The 26,067-nt window shown below is 67.2% G+C and carries 19 protein-coding genes and 2 tRNA genes; 10 read left to right on the top strand and 11 right to left on the bottom strand.

Going from position 1 to position 26,067, the window contains the following annotated elements; genetic code table 11:
• Position 1: 1 nt before the first annotated feature.
• Positions 2–451: a MarR family transcriptional regulator gene (locus HWW87_RS06360; protein WP_174434688.1), complete on the bottom strand. Its 450-nt coding sequence runs from the start codon at positions 449–451 to the stop codon at positions 2–4.
• Positions 452–513: 62 nt separating this feature from the next.
• The gene (locus HWW87_RS06365; protein ID WP_175819648.1) at positions 514–1,659 is read right to left on the bottom strand and encodes a glycerate kinase; all 1,146 of its coding nucleotides are present in this window, start codon (positions 1,657–1,659) and stop codon (positions 514–516) included.
• Positions 1,660–2,064: 405 nt separating this feature from the next.
• Here HWW87_RS06365 and tig point away from each other — a divergent pair, with 405 nt between their 5' ends.
• The 7 genes from tig (at position 2,065) to HWW87_RS06400 (ending at position 10,909) form a co-directional block, all read left to right on the top strand.
• Entirely contained in the window at positions 2,065–3,411 is a 1,347-nt protein-coding gene (tig, locus tag HWW87_RS06370; protein WP_174434690.1) for a trigger factor, read from the top strand.
• A 140-nt stretch (positions 3,412–3,551) separates the two neighbouring features.
• A complete protein-coding gene (clpP, locus tag HWW87_RS06375; RefSeq protein ID WP_006496351.1) occupies positions 3,552–4,205 on the top strand; it encodes an ATP-dependent Clp endopeptidase proteolytic subunit ClpP in 654 nt (217 codons plus the stop codon).
• Positions 4,206–4,369: 164 nt separating this feature from the next.
• Positions 4,370–5,641 (top strand): ATP-dependent Clp protease ATP-binding subunit ClpX, encoded by a 1,272-nt coding sequence (clpX, locus tag HWW87_RS06380; RefSeq protein ID WP_031399287.1) that lies wholly within the window; start codon positions 4,370–4,372, stop codon positions 5,639–5,641.
• 198 nt (positions 5,642–5,839) lie between these two features.
• A complete protein-coding gene (gene lon, locus HWW87_RS06385) occupies positions 5,840–8,263 on the top strand; it encodes an endopeptidase La (RefSeq protein WP_006489349.1) in 2,424 nt (807 codons plus the stop codon).
• A 213-nt stretch (positions 8,264–8,476) separates the two neighbouring features.
• Positions 8,477–8,552: transfer RNA gene (locus HWW87_RS06390), tRNA-Val, on the top strand.
• Between the two features lie 23 nt (positions 8,553–8,575).
• A tRNA-Asp gene (locus HWW87_RS06395) sits at positions 8,576–8,652 on the top strand.
• A 319-nt stretch (positions 8,653–8,971) separates the two neighbouring features.
• A complete protein-coding gene (locus HWW87_RS06400; protein ID WP_175819649.1) occupies positions 8,972–10,909 on the top strand; it encodes a SurA N-terminal domain-containing protein in 1,938 nt (645 codons plus the stop codon).
• 71 nt (positions 10,910–10,980) lie between these two features.
• Here the strand turns inward: HWW87_RS06400 and HWW87_RS06405 are convergent, their stop codons facing one another.
• Complete coding sequence (locus HWW87_RS06405) at positions 10,981–11,649, bottom strand: arylesterase (protein ID WP_175819650.1); 669 nt, start codon at positions 11,647–11,649, stop codon at positions 10,981–10,983.
• On the opposite strand from HWW87_RS06405, the gene HWW87_RS06410 reads away from it, so the two are divergent.
• Complete coding sequence (locus tag HWW87_RS06410) at positions 11,648–12,361, top strand: ABC transporter ATP-binding protein (protein WP_174388798.1); 714 nt, start codon at positions 11,648–11,650, stop codon at positions 12,359–12,361. The two genes, HWW87_RS06405 and HWW87_RS06410, sit on opposite strands and share 2 nt — an antisense overlap.
• A gap of 68 nt (positions 12,362–12,429) precedes the next feature.
• Here the strand turns inward: HWW87_RS06410 and pgi are convergent, their stop codons facing one another.
• The 3 genes from pgi to HWW87_RS06425 all read right to left on the bottom strand — a co-directional run bounded on the left by pgi (position 12,430) and on the right by HWW87_RS06425 (position 17,062).
• Positions 12,430–14,052: a glucose-6-phosphate isomerase gene (pgi, locus tag HWW87_RS06415; RefSeq protein WP_175819651.1), complete on the bottom strand. Its 1,623-nt coding sequence runs from the start codon at positions 14,050–14,052 to the stop codon at positions 12,430–12,432.
• Between the two features lie 111 nt (positions 14,053–14,163).
• The gene (locus HWW87_RS06420) at positions 14,164–15,708 is read right to left on the bottom strand and encodes an NAD(P)H-hydrate dehydratase (RefSeq protein ID WP_175819652.1); all 1,545 of its coding nucleotides are present in this window, start codon (positions 15,706–15,708) and stop codon (positions 14,164–14,166) included.
• A gap of 52 nt (positions 15,709–15,760) precedes the next feature.
• A complete protein-coding gene (locus HWW87_RS06425; protein WP_175819653.1) occupies positions 15,761–17,062 on the bottom strand; it encodes an FAD-dependent oxidoreductase in 1,302 nt (433 codons plus the stop codon).
• 329 nt (positions 17,063–17,391) lie between these two features.
• Between HWW87_RS06425 and purL the strand changes: the two genes are divergently transcribed.
• Complete coding sequence (gene purL / locus HWW87_RS06430; RefSeq protein ID WP_175819654.1) at positions 17,392–21,456, top strand: phosphoribosylformylglycinamidine synthase; 4,065 nt, start codon at positions 17,392–17,394, stop codon at positions 21,454–21,456.
• A 5-nt stretch (positions 21,457–21,461) separates the two neighbouring features.
• Positions 21,462–22,007, top strand: coding sequence for an N-acetyltransferase (locus HWW87_RS06435; protein ID WP_175820681.1), 546 nt, complete (start codon positions 21,462–21,464; stop codon positions 22,005–22,007).
• Positions 22,008–22,177: 170 nt separating this feature from the next.
• On the opposite strand, the gene HWW87_RS06440 is transcribed toward HWW87_RS06435, so the two are convergent.
• From HWW87_RS06440 to HWW87_RS06460, 5 genes are all read right to left on the bottom strand, one after another.
• Entirely contained in the window at positions 22,178–22,960 is a 783-nt protein-coding gene (locus tag HWW87_RS06440) for a peptidylprolyl isomerase (protein WP_059832565.1), read from the bottom strand.
• An 18-nt stretch (positions 22,961–22,978) separates the two neighbouring features.
• On the bottom strand, positions 22,979–23,287 hold the full coding sequence (locus tag HWW87_RS06445) for a BolA family protein (RefSeq protein ID WP_174388159.1): 309 nt from the start codon (positions 23,285–23,287) through the stop codon (positions 22,979–22,981).
• 1 nt (position 23,288) lies between these two features.
• Positions 23,289–23,819, bottom strand: coding sequence for a septation protein A (locus tag HWW87_RS06450; RefSeq protein ID WP_006483893.1), 531 nt, complete (start codon positions 23,817–23,819; stop codon positions 23,289–23,291).
• Between the two features lie 129 nt (positions 23,820–23,948).
• Positions 23,949–24,380, bottom strand: coding sequence for a peptide-methionine (R)-S-oxide reductase MsrB (gene msrB, locus HWW87_RS06455; protein WP_027784676.1), 432 nt, complete (start codon positions 24,378–24,380; stop codon positions 23,949–23,951).
• A gap of 44 nt (positions 24,381–24,424) precedes the next feature.
• Positions 24,425–25,993: a protein adenylyltransferase SelO gene (locus HWW87_RS06460; RefSeq protein WP_175819655.1), complete on the bottom strand. Its 1,569-nt coding sequence runs from the start codon at positions 25,991–25,993 to the stop codon at positions 24,425–24,427.
• Positions 25,994–26,067 lie beyond the last annotated feature (74 nt).

Consider the following 26,067-nt stretch of genomic DNA (forward strand, 5'->3'; position numbering starts at 1 on the left):
CTCAGTCGTCGCGGTCGACTGCGTGCGCAACGACCTTGTCGAGCAGCCGCTCGAACGTCTGGCGTTCGCTGTCGGACAGGCACGCGAGCAAGCCGTCGTTCCACTTGCGCACGATCGGCATGATCTTGCGATGCAGCGCGCGGCCGTCGGTGGTCAGCGCGATCAGCACGATCCGGCCGTCTTCCTCGCTCGCGCTGCGCTCGAGCAGCCCCTGGCGCAGCAGCGCTTCGGCCGCGCGGCTTGCCTGGCTCTTGTCGAGATTGGTGTGGCGCGCGAGATCCATGATCGAGAACGGGCCGAACGCGCCGACGGCGGCGATTACGCGCGCCTCGGGCAGCGAGATGTCGAGCTTGTGCCGGTACACCTCGCCGATCCCGCGGTCGGAGCGCTTCGTGAGCGCATGGAGGCGATAGGTCAGAAACTGATCGAGCCCGGCTTGACGGCCTTTCATGTCGAATCCTGAAGAAAAAGGGCGGGCCCGATTGTTCCTGTATCGCGCGCTCGGGTCAACGGTCAGTGTGCACCGTACTTCAGGCGTGTCAACTGTTCTGCCTCGTTCGCGAGCAGGTTGGCCGCGTCGCGGATCGCGACGTCGAGCGTGATCGGCCCGGGAGCGGGCGAAAAGCAGCCGGAGAAATGCTCGGACAGGCGCGGCAGCGCGGCCGGGTCGACCGCGCCCGACAGCAGCGATGCGGGTACGCCGGCGGCCTGCGCGTGCCGGCACGCGATGAACGGTGCCTTGCCGTGCAGCGTCTGCACGTCGGAGCGGCCTTCGCCGGTGATCAGCCAGTCGGCGCCGGCCAGGGCGGCGTCGAGCCCGACCTGACGCGCCACCACTTCGGCGCCGGCCTCGAACCGTGCGCCCAACATGTGCAGCGCGAAACCGAGGCCGCCCGCGGCGCCCGCGCCCGGCAGATCGCGGCCGCGGCGGTCGAGCGCGGCTTCGAGCAGGTCGGCGAAGCGGGCGAGGGCCGCATCAAGGGTCGCAACCTGTGCGGCCGCCACGCCCTTTTGCGGACCGAACACGGCGGTGGCGCCATGCGCGCCCGTCAGCGGGTTGTCGACGTCGGACATGCCGACGAATTCCGTTTCGTTCAGGCGCGGATCGAGCCCCGACGCGTCGATGCGCGCGATGTCGGCGAGCCGCGACGGCACCGGCTCGACCGGCTGGCCGCCCGCGTCGAAGCACTGCAGGCCGAGGCCCGCGAGCAGCCCGGCGCCCGCGTCGTTGGTGCTGCTGCCGCCGAGCGCGACGAAGAAGCGGCGCACGCCGTCGTCGAGCAGCGTGCGGATCGCCTCGCCCATCCCGCGCGTGCTGCGCGCGTCGACCGGCACGCTCATGCCGACCGGGTCGGTAATGCCGACGACCTCGGCCGTCTCGACGATCGCGGTGCGCGCATCGATCACGCCGACCGCCGCGTCGCGTGCCGCCAGCGACGCGCCGGCCACCCGCAGCGTGCGCCGCGTGCCGCCGCCCGCCAGCATCGCGTCGAGCGTGCCTTCGCCGCCGTCGGCCATCGGGCAGCAGCGCACCACGGCGTCGGGCCGGGCGCGGCGAACGCCGGTGGCGATCGCGTCCGCGACCTGCTCGGCGGAAAGCGAGCCTTTGAACGAATCGGGCGCGATGACGACGACAGGCGCGGACGGGTGGTGCGGCATGGTGTCTCCGGAGGGCTTTATTGGTGTGAAGAATGAACGGTGGTGCCACGACGGTGGCTCACACGCTATCGGAGCTTACAGGATGGCAGGCCCGGGGTGGATACGCCGTTCGGCATAGCGGCGATCCGCGTGCATGAGCGTGCAACGGGCCGTCGACAGGGTGCGGACACACGCGTGTCGCGCTGATCTGGCGGTACGAGGAAAATTGTTTGCTAGAATAGTCGATTCTTCCGGCCAAAGCCGTGCTCCGAGCCGCTTGCGCTAGCCATCCGGCGCGTGCAGGGATGGCGTGGCGCTCCGGCGCGGCGTGTGAGTGCGACGCACCCATGTGATGCACCTCACGCTGCAGGCAGGCACGGCAAGGAAAACCCGATTCGCTCGAATAATTTTAGGACGATTGAAGCCATGGCTAACGTTGTTGAGAACCTCGGCAAGCTTGAACGCCGCGTGACGATTTCTTTGCCGAAAGACACCGTGCAGAAGGAAATCGACGCCCGCATCCAGAAACTCGCGAAGACCGTGCGCATGCCGGGTTTCCGCCCGGGCAAGGTGCCGGTGAAGATGGTCGCCCAGCAATACGCGGGTCAGGTCGAAGCCGAAGTGCTGAGCGACAAGATCGGCCAGGAATTCTTCACGGTCAGCCGCGCGGAAAACCTGCGCGTCGCCGGCCAGCCGAGCTTCGAGCCGAAGCAGGAACAGGCTGAAGACGCATACGCGTTCGACGCGACGTTCGAGGTCTACCCGGAAGTGAAGATCGGCGATCTGGCGACGGCTGAAGTCGAGCGCTCGACGACGTCGATCGGCGACGCCGAAATCGACCGTACGCTGGACATCCTGCGCAAGCAGCGCGTGCACTTCCACGCACGCGGCGAAGCCGGCGAGCACGGCGACGGCGGCGCGGACACCGCAGCGAAGAACGGCGACCGCGTGACGGTCGACTTCGTCGGCAAGATCGACGATGTCGCGTTCCAGGGCGGCACGGCCGAAGATTTCCCGTTCGTGCTCGGCGAAGGCCGCATGCTGCCGGAATTCGAAACGGCAGCGCTGGGCCTGAAGGTCGGCGAACAGCGTACGTTCGACCTCAAGTTCCCGGACGACTACCACGGTGCAGACGTCGCCGGCAAAACGGCGCAGTTCACGGTCACGATGAAGAAGATCGAGTGGCCGCACCTGCCGGAAATCGACGCTGAATTCGCGAAGTCGCTCGGTATCGAAGACGGCGACCTCACGAAGATGCGCGCCGAGATCAAGGAAAACCTCGAGCGCGAAGCGAAGCGTCGCACGCAGTCGATCGTCAAGAACCAGGTGATGGACGCGCTGCTGAAGATTTCCGAACTCGACGTGCCGAAGGCGCTGATCGAGCAGGATCAGCAACGTCTCGTCGAAATGGCTCGCCAGGACCTGGCGCAGCGCGGCGTGCCGAACGCGAAGGACGCACCGATCCCGGCCGAGATGTTCGCCGACCAGGCGGAGCGCCGCGTGAAGCTGGGCCTCGTGCTGGCCGAGCTGGTGAAGTCGAACGGCCTCGAAGCGAAGCCGGAACAGATCCGCGCGGAAGTCGACGAGTTCGCGAAGAGCTACGAAGACCCGAAGGAAGTGGTCCGCTGGTATTATTCCAACCAGCAGCGCCTCGCCGAGATGGAAGCGTTCGTCGTTGAAAGCAACGTCGTCGACTTCGTGCTGGGCAAGGCAAAGGTGACGGACAAGGAAGTGAGCTTCGAGGCACTCGCGAGCGCATCGGCGCAAGCGTAAGTGTCGCTCTAGCGGCGTGCCGGCTGTCGGAGCGACGGCCCGCACGCCGTTTTTACGTCAAGCGCACGGTTGCCATTAATATGGCGATTGAGCGGGCGGCTTCCTTCCGTTCAATTTTCCATTCGAACAAGGTTCATTGAATGATCACTCGCGCTGAATTGCTGGACATGCTTGCTTCGAACGCGCCGCAGGGTTTCGAGGCGCAAGCGCTGGGGCTGGTGCCGATCGTCGTCGAAACGAGCGGCCGCGGCGAGCGTTCGTACGATATCTATTCGCGTCTCCTGAAGGAGCGCCTGGTGTTCATGGTCGGCGAAGTGAACGACCAGACCGCCAACCTCGTGGTCGCGCAATTGCTGTTCCTCGAGAGCGAGAATCCCGACAAGGACATCAGCCTCTACATCAACAGCCCGGGCGGCTCGGTGTCGGCCGGGATGGCGATCTACGACACGATGCAGTTCATCAAGCCGGACGTGTCGACCCTGTGCATGGGCCTCGCGGCCAGCATGGGCGCGTTCCTGCTCGCGTCGGGTGCGAAGGGCAAGCGCTTTGCGCTGCCGAATTCGCGCGTGATGATTCACCAGCCGCTCGGCGGCGCGCGCGGCCAGGCATCCGACATTGAGATCCAGGCACGCGAGATCCTCTACCTGAAGGAACGGTTGAACAACCTGCTCGCGCAGCACACGGGCCAGGACGTCGAGCGCATCGCGCGCGACACCGACCGTGATAACTTCATGTCGAGCGAGGACGCGAAGGCGTACGGGCTGATCGATCAGGTGCTGTTGAAGCGCCCGTGAGCTTAAACGGGGTGCCGCCCCGATTCGCGCGGCGCCCCCAAACGTCCCGAGTGCCCCTGAGCATCTGCGGCAAGCGCATCCAGCCGGCTCCGGTCGCGCCCTAGGCGCGGCGTTCGGAGCAATCGGCGTATCATGTCATTTACCTGTCCGGAGGCTCTACATTCATGGCGGACAAAAAAGGTTCGAACAGCGAGAAGCTGTTGTATTGCTCGTTTTGCGGGAAAAGCCAGCATGAGGTGAAAAAACTCATCGCGGGCCCGTCGGTGTTCATCTGCGATGAATGTATCGACCTCTGCAACGAAATCATTCGCGACGAGGCGGCTGCCGCCGGCGTCGAGGCCACCCTGTCCCGGTCGGATCTGCCGAGCCCGCAGGAAATTCGCGACATCCTCGATCAGTACGTGATCGGCCAGGAGCGCGCGAAGAAAATCCTCGCGGTGGCCGTGTACAACCACTATAAGCGCCTGAAGCATCTCGACAAGAAGGACGACGTCGAGCTGTCGAAGAGCAACATCCTGCTGATCGGCCCGACGGGCTCCGGCAAGACGCTGCTCGCGCAGACGCTCGCGCGGTTGCTCAACGTGCCGTTCGTGATCGCCGATGCGACGACGCTGACCGAAGCCGGCTACGTCGGCGAGGACGTCGAGAACATCATCCAGAAGCTGTTGCAGAACTGCAACTACGAGGTCGACAAGGCCCAGCGCGGGATCGTCTACATCGACGAAATCGACAAGATCAGCCGCAAGTCGGACAACCCGTCGATCACGCGCGACGTGTCGGGCGAGGGCGTCCAGCAGGCGCTGCTGAAGCTCGTCGAGGGCACGATGGCGTCGGTGCCCCCGCAGGGCGGCCGCAAGCACCCGAACCAGGATTTCATCCAGGTCGACACGACCAACATCCTGTTCATCTGCGGCGGCGCGTTCGACGGTCTCGAAAAGGTGATCACCGATCGTACCGAGAAGACCGGCATCGGCTTCGGCGCGACGGTCAAGAGCAAGCAGGAACGCGACGCGGGCGAAGTGCTGCGCGAAACGGAACCGGAAGACCTGATCAAATTCGGTCTGATCCCCGAATTGATCGGCCGCCTGCCGGTGGTCGCGACGCTCGGCAAGCTCGACGAAGCCGCGCTGATGAAGATCCTGGTCGAGCCGAAGAATGCGCTCGTCAAGCAGTATCACAAGCTGTTCGCGATGGAGCGCGTCGAGCTGGAAATCCGGCCGGGCGCGTTGCAGGCAGTCGCCCGCAAGGCGATCCGCCGCAAGACCGGCGCGCGCGGTTTGCGTTCGATCATCGAACAGGCGTTGCTCGACGTGATGTACGAGCTGCCGACGATGAAAGGGGTCAGCAAGGTCATCATCGACGAGAACGTCATCGATGGGGACGGCAAGCCCTTGCTGATCTACGAGGACACGCCGAAGGTGGCGGGTTCGAACTGACCGGCTTGCCGACGATGTTCATCGAAAAAGGCCGTTCATGAGTCCGTGGGCGGCTTTTTTTCGTTTATCTTGTGGGTAACTCTGACTCGACACGCGGTGGTTACTTTCTTACCGAATATTTCCCGCACTTGAAGGCTTGCAATTCGTTGTGGCGGCCTCAATTACCGAACAATTGATTCCACTCATGGGGAAATGAAAATGTCAGGCACCCAACTTCTCCCGCCGGAACGCATCACGCTCCCGCTGCTGCCGCTGCGGGACGTCGTCGTTTTCCCGCACATGGTGATTCCGCTCTTCGTGGGCCGGCCGAAATCGATCAAGGCCCTCGAAGCAGCGATGGAAGGCGGCAAGCACATCATGCTCGTCGCCCAGAAAACCGCGGCCAAGGACGAACCGACCGAAAAGGACATGTACGAGGTCGGTTGTATCGCCAACATCCTGCAGATGCTGAAGCTGCCGGACGGCACCGTGAAGGTGCTCGTCGAGGGCCTGCAGCGCGCGAAGGCGTTGTCGATCGAAGAACAGGAGACGCAGTTCTCCTGCGAAGTGATGCCGCTCGAGCCCGATCACGCCGACAGCGCCGAAACGGAAGCGCTGCGCCGCGCGATCGTGTCGCAGTTCGACCAGTACGTGAAGCTGAACAAGAAGATCCCGCCGGAGATCCTCACGTCGCTGTCGGGCATCGACGAAGCGGGCCGTCTCGCCGACATGATCGCCGAGCGCCTGCCGCTGAAGCTCGACCAGAAGCAGCACATCCTCGAGATGTTCCCGGTCATCGAGCGCCTCGAGCACCTGCTCGCGCAGCTCGAAGCCGAGATCGACATCCTGCAGGTCGAAAAGCGCATCCGCGGGCGCGTGAAGCGCCAGATGGAAAAGAGCCAGCGCGAGTACTACCTGAACGAACAGGTCAAGGCGATCCAGAAGGAACTGGGCGAAGGCGAGGAAGGGGCGGATCTCGAGGAGCTCGAGAAGCGCATCAACGCCGCGCGCATGCCGAAGGAAGCCAAGAAGAAGGCCGACGCCGAGCTGAAGAAGCTGAAGCTGATGTCGCCGATGTCGGCGGAAGCCACCGTCGTGCGCAACTACATCGACACGCTGATCGGCCTGCCGTGGCGCAAGAAGAGCAAGGTCAACAACGACCTGTCGAACGCCGAGCAGGTGCTCGACGAGGATCACTTCGGCCTCGAGAAGGTCAAGGAACGGATCCTCGAGTATCTCGCGGTGCAACAGCGCGTGGACAAGGTCAAGGCGCCGATCCTGTGCCTCGTCGGGCCTCCGGGCGTCGGCAAGACCTCGCTCGGCCAGTCGATCGCCCGTGCGACGAACCGCAAGTTCGTCCGGATGGCGCTCGGCGGCGTGCGTGACGAAGCCGAGATCCGCGGCCACCGCCGTACGTACATCGGTTCGATGCCGGGCAAGATCCTGCAAAGCCTCGCGAAGGTCGGCGTGCGCAATCCGCTCTTCCTGCTCGACGAAGTCGACAAGATGGGCATGGATTTCCGCGGCGATCCGTCGTCGGCGCTGCTCGAAGTGCTCGATCCGGAACAGAACCACACGTTCGCCGACCACTACATCGAAGTCGACTTCGACCTGTCGGACGTGATGTTCGTCGCGACGTCGAACTCGCTGAACATCCCGCCGCCGTTGCTCGACCGGATGGAAGTGATCCGTCTGTCGGGCTACACGGAAGACGAGAAGGTCAGCATTGCCCAGCGTTACCTGCTGCCGAAGCAGAAGAAGAACAACGGGCTGAAGGAAGGCGAGATCGACGTCACCGAGCAGGCGATCCGCGACATCATCCGCTACTACACGCGCGAAGCCGGTGTGCGTTCGCTCGAGCGCGAAGTGTCGAAGATCTGCCGCAAGGTCGTGAAGATGCTGCTGCTGAAGAAGGCATCGGGCGCGATCAAGGTCGATGGCGAGAACCTCGACACGTTCCTCGGCGTGCGCAAGTACGACTTCGGCCTCGCGGCGAAGGAAAACCAGGTCGGTCAGGTGACGGGCCTCGCGTGGACGGAAGTCGGCGGCGACCTGCTGACGATCGAAGCCGCGGTGATGCCGGGCAAGGGCAACGTGATCCGTACGGGTTCGCTCGGCGACGTGATGAAGGAGTCGGTCGAGGCTGCGCGTTCGGTCGTGCGTTCGCGTTCGCGTCGTCTCGGTATCAAGGACGAAGCGTTCGAGAAGCAGGACATCCACATCCACGTGCCGGAAGGCGCGACGCCGAAGGACGGTCCGTCCGCCGGCGGTGCGATGACGACCGCGCTGGTGTCGGTGCTGACGGGTATTCCCGTGCGGGCCGACGTCGCGATGACGGGCGAAATCACGTTGCGTGGCGAAGTGCTGCCGATCGGCGGGCTGAAGGAAAAGTTGCTGGCGGCTCACCGCGGCGGCATCAAGCTCGTGCTGATTCCGGAAGAGAACGTGAAGGATCTCGCGGACATTCCGGACAACGTGAAGAACGCGATCGAGATCGTGCCGGTCCGCTGGATCGACAAGGTGCTGGAGCTCGCGCTCGAGCGTTCGCCGACTCCGCTGCCGCCGGAAGAAGAAGCGAAGGCAGCGGCGCCGGTCGGCGAGGCGGCGAAGGATGCCGGCTCGACGGAAGTGGTCAAGCACTGAGGCCCTGCTGAGCACCGTCGTTGCTGACGGTCGTTCACGAAACCCGCGGCGGTGTCCGCGGGTTTATTTATGCGCCTCGGAATTGTGCGAGCCCGCCGTGCGTTAAAAAAATTCATGCGCAGGCTTGGCAAAATGATCGGGGATGAATTAAACTTGCGGGCTCGCTGATTGTTGATGCGGAAACGCAGATCGCAGTCAGAACGAATCGGAAACGGGTGCTTAGCTCAGCTGGTAGAGCGGCGCCCTTACAAGGCGTAGGTCGGGGGTTCGAACCCCTCAGCACCCACCAGTTTCCCGATTCAGCCAGACCAAGGAGCGGTAGTTCAGTCGGTTAGAATACCGGCCTGTCACGCCGGGGGTCGCGGGTTCGAGTCCCGTCCGCTCCGCCAGAAATGAAAAAGCCCGCCTCGTGCGGGCTTTTTCATTTGTATTGTCGGTTGCGCCCGCGGGCGGGCGCGTGACTGCGGAGTGGAGGAAGCCGCCTGCGCGGCTTCCGGCGGGATTCGAAGGGCTGCGCTTGCAAGCGCAGCCGCGGCCTGCGGGAGGTAGGCGAGTCCCGTCCGCTCCGCCAGAAAATGAAGAAGCCCGCCTTGCGCGGGCTTTTTCATTTGTATTTCCGGCTGCGCCTGCCCGCGGCACGTCTGCTTTTTTCCCGTCCCACCCCGTATGTTGTAATATCGGTCGTTTTGTCCAATTTTCCCGTCACGCATGCTCGATTTCTTCCGTAATCACCAGCGCCTGATGATGGCGCTCCTGCTCCTGATCGTATTGCCGGGGCTGGGTTTCGTCGGGATCCAAGGCTTCCGCGGCTTCTTCGACGACAGTGCGAACGTCGCGGCAGTCAACGGGCACAAGATCACGCGGGTCGAATTCGACGGCGCGTTCCGCCAGCAGATCGACCAGGCGCGCCAGGCGCTCGGCGGCCAGTTCGACATCAAGATGTTCGACACGCCCGAGCATCGCAAGCAGGTGCTCGACGGCCTGATCCAGCAACGCGTGCTGGCCGACGAGACGCAACGCCTGCACCTGACCGCGTCCGACAACGCCGTGCGCGACGCGCTGATGAGCGACCCGATGATCGCGTCGCTGAAGAAGCCCGACGGTACGATCGACGTCGAACGCTACGCGCAACTGCTGTCGTTCCAGGGGATGACGCCCGAGCAGTACCAGGAGCGCGTGCGTTACAGCCTCTCGCTGCAGCAGATTCCGGCGAGCATCGTGTCGAGCGCGTTCACGCCGAAGAGCCTCGCGCAACGCCTGTCCGAACTCGCCGCGCAGCAGCGTGAAGTGCAGGCGCTCGTGCTGAAGACGAGCGATTTCGCAGCGAAGGTCCAGCCGACCGACGCGCAGCTCACCGCGTACTACGACGCACACAAGCAGGGCTTCGCGACGCCGGAAACCGCGACGATCCAGTATCTCGTCTATTCGCCGGCCGCAGCGGCCGCGAGCGCGCAGCCGACCGAAGCGGACATCAAGAAATTCTACGACGACAACCCGACGCACTTCCGTAGCGAAGCACAGGTGCGCGTGAGCCACATCTTCATCGCCGCGCCGGGCAGCGCCAGCGCGGCCGACAAGGCAGCCGCAAAGGCGAAGGCCGAGCAACTGCTCGCCGACGTGAAGGCGCATCCGGACCAGTTCGCGCAGATCGCGCAGAAGAGCTCGCAGGACGCGCCGTCGGCAGCGAAGGGCGGCGACCTCGGCTTCATCACGCGCGGTTCGACCGCGGGCGGCAAGGCGTTCGACGATGCGGCGTTCTCGCTCAAGCAGGGCGACGTGAGCGGGATCGTGCAGTCGGATCTCGGTTTCCACATCCTGAAGGCGACCGAAGTGAAGCCGGCGGTCGTCAAGCCGTTCGCGGAAGTGAAGGACCAGATCGCGGTCGACCTGAAGCAGCAGTACGCATCGAAGGCGTTCACGGACAACGCGGAAGGCTTCACGTCGACCGTCTATGAAAAGGCGAAGACGCTGCAGCCGGCCGCGGACAAGTACAAGCTGACGATCCAGACGGCCACCGTCACGCCGACGCCGAATCCGCAGTTGCCGCCGACGAGCCCGTTGAACAATCCGAAGTTCCTGGCCGCCGTGTTCGCGAATGACGCGGTGAAGAACCAGAACAACACGCAGGCGATCGACGTCGGCAACAACACGCTGATCTCGGCGCGCGTGACCGAGCACAAGCCGGCTGCCGTGCCCGCGCTCGACACGATCAAGGACGTCGTGCGCCAGAAGGTCATCGCCGAGCAGGCCGCGGAACTCGCGAAGAAGGACGGTGCGGCGAAGCTGGCCGGGCTGCAGAAGTCGAAGTCGACCGACGGGTTCGCGGCCGCGCAGAAGGTGTCGCGCACCCAGTCGCAGGGCCTGACGCCGGCTGCGCTGAGCGCCGTCTACAAGGTCGATGCGAAGACGCTGCCGGCCTATGTCGGTGTCGATCTCGGCGCGGACGGCTATGCGATCTACCGTGTGAACGCGGTGATCCCGGGTTCGGCGGTCGATCCGCAGCAACTGGCGGCCGCGCAGCAGCAGATGGCGCAGGTCGACGCGCAGAGCGAAGGCGAAGCGTATCTCGCCGCGCTGCGCGATCGCTCGAAGGTGAAGCTGTACGGCAGCACGACGGCCAGCCAGCAGCAGGACGGCGACAACTGAACATCGTTTCGCCCGCAACCATCAAAAAGCCCCGCTTGAAGCGGGGCTTTTTGTTTTCCGGTGTACGGCGGTCAGCCGCGTGGCTTGCCGAGCAACGGCTTCAGTGCCAGCCACACATTGTCGAGCAGGACGCCCTGGGCCTGCTGCGCGGGATGCATCTGGTCGGCCTGGAACATCTCGGGCTTGTTCTCGATGCCGGCCAGCAGGAACGGCACGAGCGGCACGCCGAGGTCTTTCGACAGCCGCGTATAGACCGCGTGGAACTTCTGCGTGTAGTCGGGGCCGTAATTGGGTGGCACGTACATGCCGACCAGCACGACCTTTGCCTGCGCACGCCGCGCGCTCGCGATGATGTCGCGCAGGTTCTGCTCGGTCGTCGCGAGCGGCACGCCGCGCAGCGCATCGTTCGAACCGAGCTCGACGACGACGATCGACGGCTTGAGCCGCTGCAGCACCGCGGGCAGCCGCGCGCGGCCGCCGCTCGTGGTGTCGCCGCTGACGCTGGCGTTCGCGACGCTATAATCGATTCGCTCTGTCGTGAGTCGTTGCCGCAGCAGCGACACCCAGCCGGTGTCGCGCGGCAATCCGTATTCGGCCGACAGGCTGTCGCCGAGCACGACGATCACGGGCGGGCTCGATGCCGGCGCCGTCGCGGCGCGTGCGGGCACGGTGACGGCCAGCAGGGTGCCCAGCAGCGCGGCGGCCGCCGCGCGTCTTTTCCAGCGGAATGTCGTGTCCATGTTCAAGATTACCGATCCGATCATCGAAGTCCATGACGTGTGCAAGCGGGTTGCCGATGCAACGGGCGAGCTGACGATTCTCGACGGCATCACGCTCGCCGTGCAGCCGGGCAGCAGCCTCGCGATCGTCGGCGCGTCCGGGTCGGGCAAATCGACGCTGCTCGGCCTGCTTGCGGGGTTGGACAGCGCGACGAGCGGCACGGTTCGCCTGCTCGGCCGCGCGCTCGACCAGCTCGACGAGGACGAACGCGCGGCACTGCGCAACGGCGCGGTCGGATTCGTGTTCCAATCGTTCCAGCTGATGCCGCATCTGACGGCGCTCGAGAACGTGATGCTGCCGCTCGAACTGCAGGGCGGCATCAGTGCGCGCGATGCGGCCGACCGCGCCCGGGCGCTGCTCGTGCAGGTCGGCCTCGGCGAACGCACCGCGCATTATCCGAAGCTGCTGTCGGGCGGCGAACAGCAGCGCGTCGCACTCGCACGCGCGTTCGTCACGCGCCCGGCGATCCTGTTCGCCGACGAGCCGACCGGCAGCCTCGACGCGGCAACCGGCCACGCGGTCATCGACCTGATGTTCGAACTGAACCGCACGCATGGCGCGACGCTCGTGCTCGTTACGCACGATGCCGAACTCGCGCGCCGCTGCGCAACGACGGTCACCATCGACGCCGGGCGCATCGTCGCGCCGCAAGCGGCTTCGCGCAACGCGTGAATATTCGTGCCGGCCGCGCAGGGTGGATCGCGCGGCCGGCACGGGCATGACGCCGTCGCGTCAGTGCTTCAACGCTTGAGCGCCGCGCGGGCGCGCTCGATCAGCGCCGTGGTCGACGAGTCGTGCTTCGCCGGGTCGACCGATTCGGCCGACAGGTCGGCTTCGACGACCTTGCCGAGAATCTTGCCGAGCTCGACGCCCCACTGGTCGAACGGATTGATGTCCCATACCGTCGCCTGCACGAGCACCTTGTGCTCGTAAAGCGCGATCAGCGCGCCGAGCGTGCGCGGCGTCAGCGCATCGACGAGCAGCGTCGTGGTCGGCCGGTTGCCGGGGAACGTCAGGTGCGGCGCGAGCGCTTCCTTGCCGGGCCCGGCGACCTGGCGCGCTTCTTCGAGCGTGCGGCCGAGCATCAGCGCCTCGCTCTGCGCGAAGCAGTTCGCGAGCAGCTTCGGGTGATGGCTCGCGAGCGGATGCTCGGGCGTCAGCACCGCGATGAAGTCGATCGGCACGATCGTCGGCCCCTGGTGCAGCATCTGGAAGAACGCATGCTGGCCGTTGGTGCCCGGCTCGCCCCACGTGACGGCCGACGTCGGGTAGTCGACGAAGGCGCCGTCCAGGCGCGCGGATTTGCCGTTGCTCTCCATTTCGAGCTGCTGCAGGTACGACGGCAGGTAGTGCAGCGCTTCCGAATACGGCGCGACGAGATAGCTCTGCGAACCGAAGAAATTCCGGTACCAGATGCCGATCAGGCCGAGCAGCACCGGCAGGTTGCGCTCGAGCGGCGCTTCGCGGAAGTGGCGGTCCATGTCGTTCGCGCCGGCCAGCAGCTCGTCGAACTGTTCCGGGCCGACCGCGATCATGATCGACAGGCCGACCGCCGACCACAGCGAATAGCGGCCGCCGACCCAATCCCACATTTCGAACACGTTCTCTGCGGCGATGCCGAACTTCACGACTTCGGCCGGGTTCGCCGACACGCCGACGAAGTGCTTCGCGAGCGCGTCCTCGGGGCAGCCGCGCGCGACGAACCAGTCGCGCAGCGAGCGTGCGTTCGTCATCGTCTCGAGCGTCGTGAAGGTCTTCGACACGATGATCGCGAGCGTTTCCTCGGGGTCGACCTGTTCGAGCACGCGCGCGAGATCGGCGCCGTCGACGTTCGACACGAAGTGGGTCGAGATCTCGGGCGTCGCGACGTGGTGCAGCGCATGCACGACCATCTTCGGCCCGAGATCGGAGCCGCCGATGCCGATGTTGATCACGTGGCGGATGCGCTTGCCCGTATAGCCCGTCCACGTGCCACTGCGCACGGCGCGCGCGAACGTCGCCATCTTCGCGCGCTCGGCGCTCACCTGCGCGTGGAACGGCGCCTGCGGGTCGGTCGCGCGCAGCGCGGTGTGCAGCGCGGCGCGGCCTTCGGTCGGGTTGACGATCTCACCCGCGAACATCGCGTCGCGGCGCGCTTCGACGCCCGCGTCGCGCGCGAGCTGCACGAGCAGGCGCAGCGTTTCGTCGTCGATGCGGTTCTTCGAGAAATCGGCCGCGAGACCGCCGCCCGGAATCGTGAAGCGTTCGGCGCGGGTCGGCGCGCGGTCGTTTTCCGGCGCGAACCAGTCGCGCAGCCGCGCGTGGCGGATCTGTTCGAAGTGGGATTGAAGGGCAGTCCAGGCGGGGAGCGATTTCAGCGTCATGGCGGTTCGAGTGAAGCGTGAATCGGGAGGAATGCCGCGCCGGCTCATCGGGATCGGAAAGCCGGCGGACGAGAAGGCCCGCCGTGCGGCGGGGCAGTCAGTATAGCGGCGTTACGTGTCGGCGCGCGGCGACGGATAAAAAAGGCGATTGATCAGCGTGCGCGCCATTGGCGCGAGCTCGCCCGCGGTGAGCCCGGCCGGGCCGGTGCCGTTCGCGGTCAGCGTGTCGGCCGCGAGGCCGTGCAGATAGACGCCGGCCAGCGCGGCTTCGTACGGCGCGACCCGCTGCGCGAGCAGCGCGCCGATCAGGCCGCCGAGCACGTCGCCGGTGCCGCCGGTGGCGAGCGCCGCGTTGCCGGTCGGGTTGATCGCCACCCGCCCGTCGGGCGCTGCAATCACCGTGCCCGAGCCTTTCAGCACGACGATGCTCGCGTAACGTGCGGCGAGCGCCTGCGCGGCCGCGACGCGATCGCGCTGCACGGCTGCCGTGTCGCCGCCGACCAGGCGTGCGGCTTCGAGCGGATGCGGCGTCAGCACGCACGGATTGCCGCGCGCGCCGCGCGTGGCGACGGCGGCCGCGAGATCCGCGTGCGTCGCGACGAGGTTCAGCGCGTCGGCATCGAGCAGCGTCGCGATGTCGTGCGCGAGCACGTCGCGCACGAGCGTTGCCGCGGCTTCGCGTGTGCCGAGCCCGCAACCGGCCGCGATCGCGGTCATCGCGCCGAGATCGAGGGTGTCGGCCGGATGCAGCATCAGTTCGGGGAACGGCGGGTCGTACGGCGGCGCGCCCGCGCCCAGGAAGCCGACGTGCACCTTGCCGGCGCCCGCGAACAGCGCGGCGCGGGCGGCAAGGATCGGCGCGCCGCACATGCCCGTGTCGCCGCCGAGCACCGCGAGGCTGCCATACGTGCCCTTGTGGGACGCGAAGGCGCGCGCGGGCAGCGCCGCGGCGAACCGCGCGGGCGCGTTCAGCACGATGGCCGGCGCGGCGGGCGGCGCGACGTCGAGCGACGCGACGTGGATTGCGCCGGCGAGATCGCGGCCGTCGCCCGTGTAGAGGCCGGGCTTCGCGCCGATGAAGGTGAGCGTGTGGGTGGCCGCGACGGCGACGCCCGCGCCGACGATCCGGCCCGTGTCGCTGTCGAGCCCGCTCGGCACGTCGAGCGCGAGCACGCGGCCGCCGCTGCGCGCATGGGCGGCGATGCGTGCGGCCTGCTCGGCGAACGTGCCGTCGAGCGCGCGGCCGAGACCGATGCCGAACAGCCCGTCGACGACCCACGCATAGCCTTCCAGCGACGCGGGCGGGGTGGCCGACAGCGGCACGCCCGCCGTGCGCGCGAGACCGAGCGCCCATTGCGCGTCGTCCGGCTTGACCGGCACCGGCATCCACGCATGCGTCGCGACGCCGAGCTGCTGGAGCTGCGCGGCGGCCACCAGCGCGTCGCCGCCGTTGTTGCCGGGGCCCACCGCGAACCAGACCGGGCGATCGTCGCCGGCGACGCGCTCGGACAGCCAGCGCGCGGCGGCGGCGCCCGCGCGGCCCATCAGCGTGTGCGGCGGCAGCGCGGCGGTTGCGTCGGCTTCGGCCGCGCGCAGGTCGGCGACGCGCAGCAGCGCGATCGGGTCGGAATCGGGAAGCGGGCGGGTAACGGTCATCGCGGGATCGTGGCGGCTGGCAAGGATGCCGCCACGGGTCGGCCCGCGGCGGTCAGGTCGTGAAGCGGCCGGCGCTCAGCGCGGCGAGCGTGTCGGCGGGCCAGTGCTGGACGTTGCCGCCCAGATAGTCGGTCACCACTTTAGCAGACCCGCACGCGAGGCCCCAGCCGGCCGGGCCATGGCCGAAATTGACGAACACGCGCGGATGCGGGGTCGGACCCACGACGGGCAGGCCGTCCGGCGACAGCAGTTGCATGCCTCGCCACGACAGCGCGGCCGAGATCTTTGCAGCACCGGGCACCCAGTCATGGACGGCCTGGCCGAGCAGCGCGAGCGCGGCCTCGGACAACGGTTCGGCGAGCGGCTTCGCGGTGTCGGCGAGACTTTGCAGCACGGCGGCGCCACCGACGCGCAGCCGCTGGTGGGTGCGCGTGATCGAGATCCGCTTGATCGAATCGATGACGCAAAGGTGCGGCGAGTGTTCTTCGTATGCGACGGGGGCGGTGAGCGTGTGGACGCGCACCGGGTGCAGCGGCAGGCGCCAGCCGAGCCGTTCGAGCAGCGCAATGCTGCCGGCGCCGGCGGCGACCACGATCGCGTCGGCGGAAATCACGTCGACCTCGCGCGCCTTCGCCGCGCTCCGGTTGCCCGGCGGCACGAGCTCGACCGCGGCCCGGCCGTTGTCGACGCGGATCGCGGCGACGTCCGCGCCGAAACGGAACTGCACGCCGTGCTCGTCGAGCGTCTGCTTGACCAGTTTCGCGAACAGCGGGCAGTTGCCGGTGCGCTCGGTTTCGAGCAGCACGCCGCCGGCAAAGCCGGGCTCGGCCGGCACCGACGGTTCGAGCGCCGCGCATTCGTCGGCGGTGAGCGTGCGGTACGGCTGGTCGAGCGTGCGCAGCAGGTCGAGCGCGGGTTGCAGCGCGTCCCAGTCGCGCGGCTCGCGCACGACGTGCAGGATGCCGGGTTTCTGTTCGAATTCGAGCTCGAGGCGCGCCTCGATATCGGCGAGCGTGTCGCGCGACACGTCGATCAGCGGGCGCAGCCGCGCGTACTGCGCGGCGAACGCGTCGGGCTCGCGCAGCGTGCCGAGCTGCTTGACGAAGTGGCGCACGCCGCCGTTGAAGCCCGGCTTGTAGACGATGCCGCTGTCGCGCGGCTGGCGCTGGCGCATGAAGGTCGGGCCGAACCAGACGTCGAGCGGGCTCGGCAGCAGCGCGCCGCCGTCGCCGTAGGTCGCGCCTTGCGCGACGGTCGCGTGGCGTTCGACCACGCACACGCGATGGCCGGCCGCGCGCAGCTGGTAGGCGGTGGCGACGCCGCTGATTCCGCCGCCGATGACGATGACATCCATTGGATTGCTTCGATGACCGACGGCGCGCACGCCGCCCGGTGAGAATTCGCTGAGGGCCCGGGCCCGGTGAACCCGGAATGATAGCGCCAAAAGTGCGCGAACCGGCGCCGGCCGAGCATGGGCCGTGCGGTCGCGCCACGGTGGCCGGCGCGCGGGCCCGCGCAGGCCGGCCCGGCGGGCGGCCGTGCGCGCCGCGCGCCCGGGCACCGGTGCGGTGCATGTGGACTACCGATCGGCCGGTCTTGGGCGGCCGACTTCCGGGTATAATTACGGCCTTCCTTTCGCCCCACGTCGCCACCTCGCGCGACTCATCGACGTCAGTCCAGCCCATGGCTCACTTCTCGTGTTTTCCCGGCGCTTCGGCCCTCTCCGATTTCCGTCAAACCCGTCTGCTCGACACGCTCAGGCAAATCGACGCCAACATCGTCGCGGTGCGCGGCCAGTTCCTGCACTTCGTCAATGCGGCCGAGCCGCTGTCGGCCGACGACAGCGCGCGCATCGATGCGCTGATGCACTACGGCGCGCCGTTCCAGCCGGCGGGCGAGAAGGGCGCGACTGAGACCTTCGTCGTGCTGCCGCGCTTCGGCACGGTCTCGCCGTGGGCGAGCAAGGCGACCGACATCGCGCAGCACTGCGGCCTCACGCAGGTGCGCCGCATCGAGCGCGGCGTCGAATTCACGGTCACGCTGAAGTCGGGCCTGCTCGGCGGCAAGAAGGCGCTGTCGGACGACGCGCGCGCGGCCGTCGCTGCCGCGCTGCATGACCGGATGACCGAAAGCGTGATCGCGGCGCGCGACGACGCGAAGCACCTGTTCGACGAACTGCCGGCCAAGCCGCTCGCGAGCGTCGACATATTGGGTGTGGGCCGCGGCGCGCTGGAGCGCGCGAACGTCGAGCTGGGCCTCGCGCTCGCCGACGACGAGATCGACTACCTGGTCGACGCGTTCCGCAAGCTCGAACGCAACCCGACCGACGTCGAGCTGATGATGTTCGCGCAGGCGAACAGCGAACACTGCCGCCACAAGATCTTCAACGCGCAGTGGACGATCGACGGCGAGGCGCAGGACATGTCGCTGTTCGCGATGATCCGCAACACCGAGAAGCTGAACCCGCAAGGCACGATCGTCGCGTATTCGGACAACTCGTCGATCATGGTCGGCGCCGAAGCCGAGCGCTGGTTCCCGCGCAAGGCTGGCGCGGCCGGCGAGCCGGGCGAACGCTACGGCCGCCACACCGAGCTCACGCACACGCTGATGAAGGTCGAGACGCACAACCACCCGACGGCGATCTCGCCGTTCCCGGGGGCGGCGACCGGTGCAGGCGGCGAGATCCGCGACGAAGGCGCGACGGGCCGCGGCGCGCGTCCGAAGGCCGGCCTCACGGGCTTCACCGTGTCGAACCTCGACCTGCCGGACGCCCGCCAGTCGTGGGAAAACGCGCGCGACGCGGCGCAGCCGGTGGCCGAGCGCAACCCGAACGAAGCGCACGGCCCGTACGGCCGACCGGACCGCATCGCGTCGCCGCTGCAGATCATGATCGACGGCCCGCTCGGCGGCGCCGCGTTCAACAACGAATTCGGCCGCCCGAACCTCGGCGGCTACTTCCGTGTGTACGAGCAGAACGTCGGCGGCACGGTGCACGGCTATCACAAGCCGATCATGATCGCGGGCGGCCTCGGCAACATCGCGGATCAGCACACGCACAAGCACGACGTGCCGGCGGGCTCGCTGCTGATCCAGATCGGCGGCCCCGGCATGCGAATCGGCATGGGCGGCGGCGCGGCGAGCTCGATGGCGACCGGCGCGAACACGGCCGAGCTCGACTTCGACTCCGTGCAGCGCGGCAACCCTGAAATCGAGCGCCGCGCGCAGGAAGTGATCAACGGCTGCTGGCAGCTCGGCGCGGAAAACCCGATCCTGAGCATCCACGACGTCGGTGCGGGCGGCCTGTCGAACGCGTTCCCCGAAATCGTCGACGGCGCGGGCAAGGGCGCGCGCTTCGAACTGCGCAAGGTCGCGCTCGAGGAATCGGGCCTGTCGCCGCGCGAAATCTGGTCGAACGAGGCGCAGGAGCGTTACGTGCTGGCGATCGCGCCGGCCGACCTGCCGCGCTTCGAGGCGATCTGCGCGCGCGAGCGCTGTCCGTTCGCGGTGGTCGGTGTCGCGACCGACGAACGCCAGCTGAAGCTCGTCGACGACGAAGCGACGGGTGCCGACGAATACCCGGTCGACATGCCGATGGAAGTGCTGCTCGGCAAGCCGCCGCGCATGCACCGCGACGTCGTGCGCGTGAGCACCGAGCGTGCGCCGGTCGACGTGACGGGCATCGCGCTGTCGGCAGTCGCGCTCGACGTGCTGAAGCACCCGACGGTCGGCAGCAAGTCGTTCCTGATCACGATCGGCGACCGTTCGGTCGGCGGTACGTCGGTGCGCGACCAGATGGTCGGCCCGTGGCAGGTGCCGGTGGCCGACTGCGCGATCACCGCGCTCGACTACGCGGGCTTCAAGGGCGAGGCGATGACGATGGCCGAGCGTACGCCGCTCGCGGTGATCGACGCGCCGGCATCGGGCCGCATGGCCGTCGGCGAAGCAATCACGAACATCGCGAGCGCGCCGATCGCGTCGCTCGACAAGCTGAAGCTGTCGGCGAACTGGATGGCCGCGTGCGGCACGGCCGGCGAGGACGCCGCGCTGTTCGACACGGTCAAGGCGATCGGCATGGAGCTGTGCCCGGCGCTCGGGATCGGCATCCCGGTCGGCAAGGACTCGCTGTCGATGAAGACGAAGTGGGACGAGCAGGGCGTCGCGAAGGAAGTCGTGTCGCCCGTCTCGCTGATCATCTCCGCATTCGCGCCGGTCGAGGACGTGCGCCGCCATCTCACGCCGCAACTGCGCCGCGTGGCGGACACGGGCGACAGCGTGCTGATCGCGATCGATCTCGGCCGCGGCAAGAACCGGATGGGCGGCAGCATCTTCGCGCAGGTCACGCAGCAGGTCGGCAATGCGACGCCGGACGTCGACGACGCGGAAGACCTGAAGCGCTTCTTCAACGCGATCCAGTCGCTCAATGCGCAAGACAAGCTGCTCGCGTACCACGACCGCTCGGACGGCGGCCTGTGGGCGACCGTGTGCGAAATGGCGTTCGCGGGCCATGCGGGCGTATCGCTGAACGTCGACATGCTGACGCTCGACCCGAACCACGAATCCGACTACGGCGACGCGAAGGACTGGGCGAAGCAGACGAGCGGCCGTCGCGACGACCGCACGCTGCGCGCGCTGTTCTCCGAAGAGCTCGGCGCCGTCGTGCAGGTGCGCGCGTCCGACCGCGACGCGGTGCTCGGCGCGCTGCGCGAGTTCGGCCTGTCGACGTGCTCGCACGTGATCGGCACGGTCAACGATCGCGACGTGATCGAGGTGTACCGCGACGCGAAGAAGATCTGCGACGCGCCGCGCACCGAACTCCATCGCGCATGGAGCGAAGTGAGCTGGCGCATCGCGCGCCTGCGCGACAACCCCGCCTGCGCGGATGCCGAATACGACGCGCTGCTCGACGCCGCCGATCCGGGCCTCTCGCCGGTGCTGACGTTCGATCCGGCCGACGACATCGCCGCGCCGTTCATCGCGACGGGCGCACGGCCGCGCGTCGCGATCCTGCGCGAACAGGGCGTGAACTCGCATCTGGAAACCGCGTATGCGTTCGACCGCGCAGGCTTCGACGCGCACGACGTGCACATGAGCGACCTGCTCGCGGGCCGCGCGACGCTGGCCGATTTCGCGGGCGCGGTCGCGTGCGGCGGCTTCTCGTACGGCGACGTGCTGGGCGCGGGCGAAGGCTGGGCGAAGACGATCCGTTTCAACGCGAACCTCGCCGACATGTTCTCGGCCTTCTTCGCGCGCCCCGATACGTTCGCACTCGGTATCTGCAACGGCTGCCAGATGCTGTCGAGCATCGCGTCGATGATCCCGGGCGCGGAAGCCTGGCCGAAGTTCACGCGCAACAAGTCCGAGCAGTTCGAGGCGCGCTTCTCGTTCGTCGAAGTGGAGAAGTCGCCGTCGATCTTCTTCGCGGGCATGGAAGGCTCGCGGATTCCGGTCGCGGTCGCGCACGGCGAAGGCTATGCGGACTTCTCGCAGCAGGGCGACATCGATCGCGTCGCGGTCGCGATGCGTTACGTCGACCACCGCGGCGAAGCCACCGAGCGCTATCCGTTCAACCCGAACGGCTCGCCGGCCGGCATCACGTCGGTCACGACGGCCGACGGCCGCTTCTCGGTGCTGATGCCGCACATGGAGCGCGTGCATCGTACGGTCGCGATGAGCTGGCACCCGGAAGGCTGGGGTGAGGCGAGCCCGTGGATGCGGGTGTTCCGCAACGCACGCCGCTGGATCGGCTGATCCGGATGATGTTCGACCCGAACGCGCCGGTCGAGGTCGTCACGCTGCGTGATGAACGTGCGAGCGAGGCCGATGCGATCGGCCGTGTGATCCGTGCGGCGTTTGCGGGCGAGCCGCAGGGCGGGGCGTTCGAGCAGCGTATCGTCGAGACGCTGCGCGCGGACGGTGCGCTGAGCGTATCGCTCGTCGCGGAGCGCGACGGGCGTATCGTCGGGCACGTCGCGTTCTCGCCGGTCGCGATCGGCGGCGAGCCGGCCGGCAGCCAGCCGTGGTACGGGCTCGCGCCGCTCGCGGTGCGGCCCGATTGCCAGCGGCAAAGCATCGGCGCGGGGCTCGTGCGCACGGGGCTCGACGCGTTGCGGCGGCTCGGCGCGCACGGCTGCGTGGTGCTCGGCGAGCCGGCGTATTACGCGCGTTTCGGGTTCGAGCCGCACGGCGACATCGTGTTTCCGGGCGCGCCGCCCGAGTATTTCCTCGCGCTGCCGTTCGACGAATCGGCCCCGCCGCCGTCGGGCGAAGCGCGTTATCACGACGTGTTTTATCCCGCGTAGCGAACGCTGCGAGCGGGCAATGCCTGGCACGGGAAAAGCCGCTCTTCGGAGCGGTTTTTTATTGCGCGTCGGCTGAACGCCATCGCGTCGCGACACACCTGTTCGTGCGCGCCAAAAGAAAAAGCCGCTCCGAAGAGCGGCTTTCGATGCGCGTGCGACGCGCGCCGGCGTTACTGGATCTTGGCCTGCTGGCGCAGACCTTCCTCGAACGCCTGCAGCTTCTGCTGCACGAGCTGCTGCGCGATCTGCGCCTTCACCTGGTCGAACGGCGGCGGGGCGATGTCGCGGATGTCGTCGACGCGGATGATGTGCCAGCCGAACTGCGTCTTCACCGGCGTGTCGGTCATCTGGCCTTTCTGCAGCTTCTGCGCGGCCGCCGCGAATTCCGGCACGTACGCCTTCGGATCGGACCAGTCGAGATCGCCGCCGTTCTTGCCCGAACCCGGATCCTTCGAGTATTGCTTCGCGAGATCCTCGAACTTCGCGCCGCCCTTGATCTTCGCGATCAGGTCCTTCGCCTGCTGCTCGTTGTCGACGAGGATGTGGTGCAGGTGATACTCGCGGTTGCCGCCCACGCCCTTGACGAGTTCGTCGTAGCGCGCCTTCACTTCTGCGTCGGTCGGCTGGTTCTTCTTCAGGAAGCTCTCGATCATCGAGCGCAGCACGACGGTCTGCTGCGCGACGGCGACTTGCGCCTTCACGTCCGGACGATTCGGGATGCCTTCGCGGATCGCTTCCTGCATCAGGATTTCGCGGTTCACCAGTTCCTGGCGCACGGCCTGTTGCAGTTGCGGGCCGTCGGTCTGGCCTTGCTGGACGAGCTGCGCGACCATCGCGTCGGCGCGCGACTTCGGAATCGGCGTGCCGTTGACGACGGCGATGTTCTGGGCAAATGCAGGTGCCGCTGCAAAAGCAGCCGCCGCGACCCACAGGCGGGGGGATTTCAGGATCATCGGGAATTCCTAATGAGACTAGATTGAAGATTCGTTGAATTCTTCGGGCGTGTAAGCCACGATCGCGAGCGCGTGAATGCCGCGCTGCATCGCATCAGCGAGCGCATCATACACCAGCCGATGCCGCGCGACGCGCGGCTTGCCCGCGAACGCGGACGATACGATCGTGACCGTGAAATGACCGCCGGCAGCCGCGCCGGCATGGCCTGCGTGCTGCGCGCTGTCGTCGCGCACGGTGAGCGACTGCGGTGCGAGCGACGCGGTCAGGCGCGCTTCGATCAGCGCGATGCGTTCGTCGGGGGAGGCGTGGAGAAAGGTGTCGCTCATGTCACTCGTCCTTCAGGTACTTGGTGAGCCACAGGCTCTGCAGGATGATGAATACGACCATCGCGCCCGTCGTACCGAACAGCTTGAAGTTCACCCATTGCGATTCGGTGAAGTTGTGCACCACGTACAGGTTCGCGACGCCGAGCACCGCGAAGAACAGCGCCCACGCGAGGTTCAGCTTGTCCCACACGGGGGACGGCAGCGTGAGCTGCTTGCCCATCATCTTCTCGATCAGGTTCTTGCTGAACGCATAACGCGCGGCGAGCAACCCGATCGCAAACAGCCAGTACAGCACAGTCGGTTTCCATTGAATGAATTTCTCGTCATGCAGGACGAGGGTGGCGCCACCGAACACGACGATCACGCCGAGGCTGACCCACAGCATCGTGTCGACCTTCCGGTGCCGGAAGGCGACCCATGCGACCTGGGCCAGCGTCGCGACGATCGCGACGGCAGTGGCGGTAAAGATGCCCCAGACCTTGAAGGCGACAAAAAACAGGATGATCGGAAACAGATCGAACAGGAATTTCATGGCGCTCGCAGCTGCGTGACGGGCCGCTGGCGCGGCCTGTCATCGTTGTAGGGACCCGCCAGGCATCGCCGTCGCGGATCGGGGCGGCCAGCCTGGGGCTGGCTGCCTCGGCGATCCGCCCGGCGCCGCTCATTCGTTTTCGGGTCGGGACTCGAAGTTTAACGCAGCCGAATTGATGCAGTACCGCAAACCGGTCTGGTCGCGCGGGCCGTCCTCGAAGACGTGGCCCAGATGCGCGCCGCAGTGATTGCAGCGCACCTCGACGCGCACCATCCCGTGCGAGTAGTCGACCTTCTCGTCGATCACCTCGCCGTCGAGCGGCTTGAAGTAGCTGGGCCAGCCGCAGCCCGAGTGGAACTTGGCGCCGGATTCGAACAGCGGCGTGCTGCAGACGACGCACTTGTAGATGCCGGCATCCTCGGTGTCGGTGTATTCGCCGGTGAACGCGCGCTCGGTCGCCGCGTGCTGCGTGACCTCGTACTGCATCGGCGTGAGCCGGCGGCGCAGTTCGGCGTCGTCCTTCTGGTACGGGAAGGTTTTATCGTCGGAATCGTGTGACATGGGGGTTCTCCTGATCGGTCGGTCGAGATGCGCGGGTTGCGGGCTCAGGACGAGCAGCTCACTTCGAGCGAGCCGGCCCAGTCGGGCGGCAACGCCGCGTACGCTTCATGCTCCGGTTGTTCGTCGAACGGGCGGCGCAGGATCTGCGCGAGCCGCTCCACTTCCGAAAAATCCTTTTCCTTCGCGCGCCGGATCGCGACTTCGGCCAGATGGTTGCGAAGCACGTATTTGGGGTTCGCGCGGTTCATTGCAACCGCGCGAGCCGCGTCGTCGCGCGTTTCCTCGGACAGCCGCGCGCGGTAGAGGTTCGCCCATGCGTCGAACGCTTCGCGGTCGATGAACAGGTCGCGCACGGGCGCGTCGCGGCTCGCGTCGTGCTTCGAGAGCTGCGCGAGCCGGCGGAACGTCAGCGTGAAATCCGCGTGGCTCGCATGCATCGTCTCGAGCAGCTTGTTCGCGAGGTCGGCGTCGTGCTCGCGTTCGAGCTCGAGGCCGAGCTTCGCGCGCATCGCGCGTTCGAGCGCGGGACCGAAGCGTTCGGGGAATTTCGCGAGCACGGCCTGCGCGTCGTCCACCGCGCGCTCGGCGCGCGCATCGTCGTCGGCGATGCCGTGCTGCAGCCCGATCAGCGGCAGCAGCGCCTGCGCGAGGCAATAGCAGTTCCAGTGCGCGATGCGCGGCTGCATCCGGTACGCGTAGCGGCCGCCGGTATCGGAATGGTTGCAGATGTGGTTCGCGTCGAATGCGTCGACGAAGCCGAACGGACCGTAGTCGATCGTCACGCCGAGGATCGACATGTTGTCGGTGTTCATCACGCCGTGGCAGAAGCCGACGGCCTGCCACTGCGCGACGAGGTCGGCCGTGCGCAGCGTCGCGGCTTCGAGCAGCGCGAGGTACGGATCGGCCGCGTCGCGGCAGGCCGGATAGAAGCGGTCGATCACGTGATCGGCAAGCTGGCGCAGCAGGTCCGGGCGATCGTTCGAGAAGAAGTGCTCGAAGTGGCCGAAGCGCACGAAGCTCTCCGACACGCGCGTGACGACGGCCGCCGTCTCGATCTCCTCGCGCACCACCGGCTGATCGGAGCCGATCACCGTCAGCGCGCGCGTGGTCGGGATGCCCAGGTGATGCATCGCTTCCGAGCACAGGAATTCGCGAATCGACGAGCGCAGCACCGCGCGGCCGTCGCCCATCCGCGAGTACGGCGTGCGGCCGCCGCCCTTGAGCTGCAGTTCGTAGCGCCGGCCGTCGGTGCCGGGCAATTCGCCGATCGTCAGCGCGCGGCCGTCGCCGAGCTGGCCGGCCCACACGCCGAACTGATGGCCGGAATAGACCGACGCGTACGGCATCGCGTGCGCGGGCCAGTCGCGCGTCGGGTTGCCGGCGAACAGCTCGGCGAAGCCGGGCTGCGCGGCGATCTCGGGCGGCAGGTCGAGCAGTTGCGCGACTTCGTCGGAACAGCCGACCACGTACGGCGCGGCAAGCGGCGCGGCCGGCAGCCGCGTATGAAACGCGTCGCCGAGCGTGACGAACGCGCGTTCGGCGGGCGCGCCGAGCGTCGCGGCGAGGTCGGGCAGGGTGTCAGCCGCATCGGCTGCGCTTCGGGAAAACGACATGTTGAGCGCCTCTGGGTAAGCCGATATTGTAAGGCGGCGCCGCGCCGCCCGCATGGCGGCCCGCGCACCGCGCG

Source organism: Burkholderia sp. BCC0419, assembly GCF_902830285.1.
Lineage (GTDB): Bacteria > Pseudomonadota > Gammaproteobacteria > Burkholderiales > Burkholderiaceae > Burkholderia.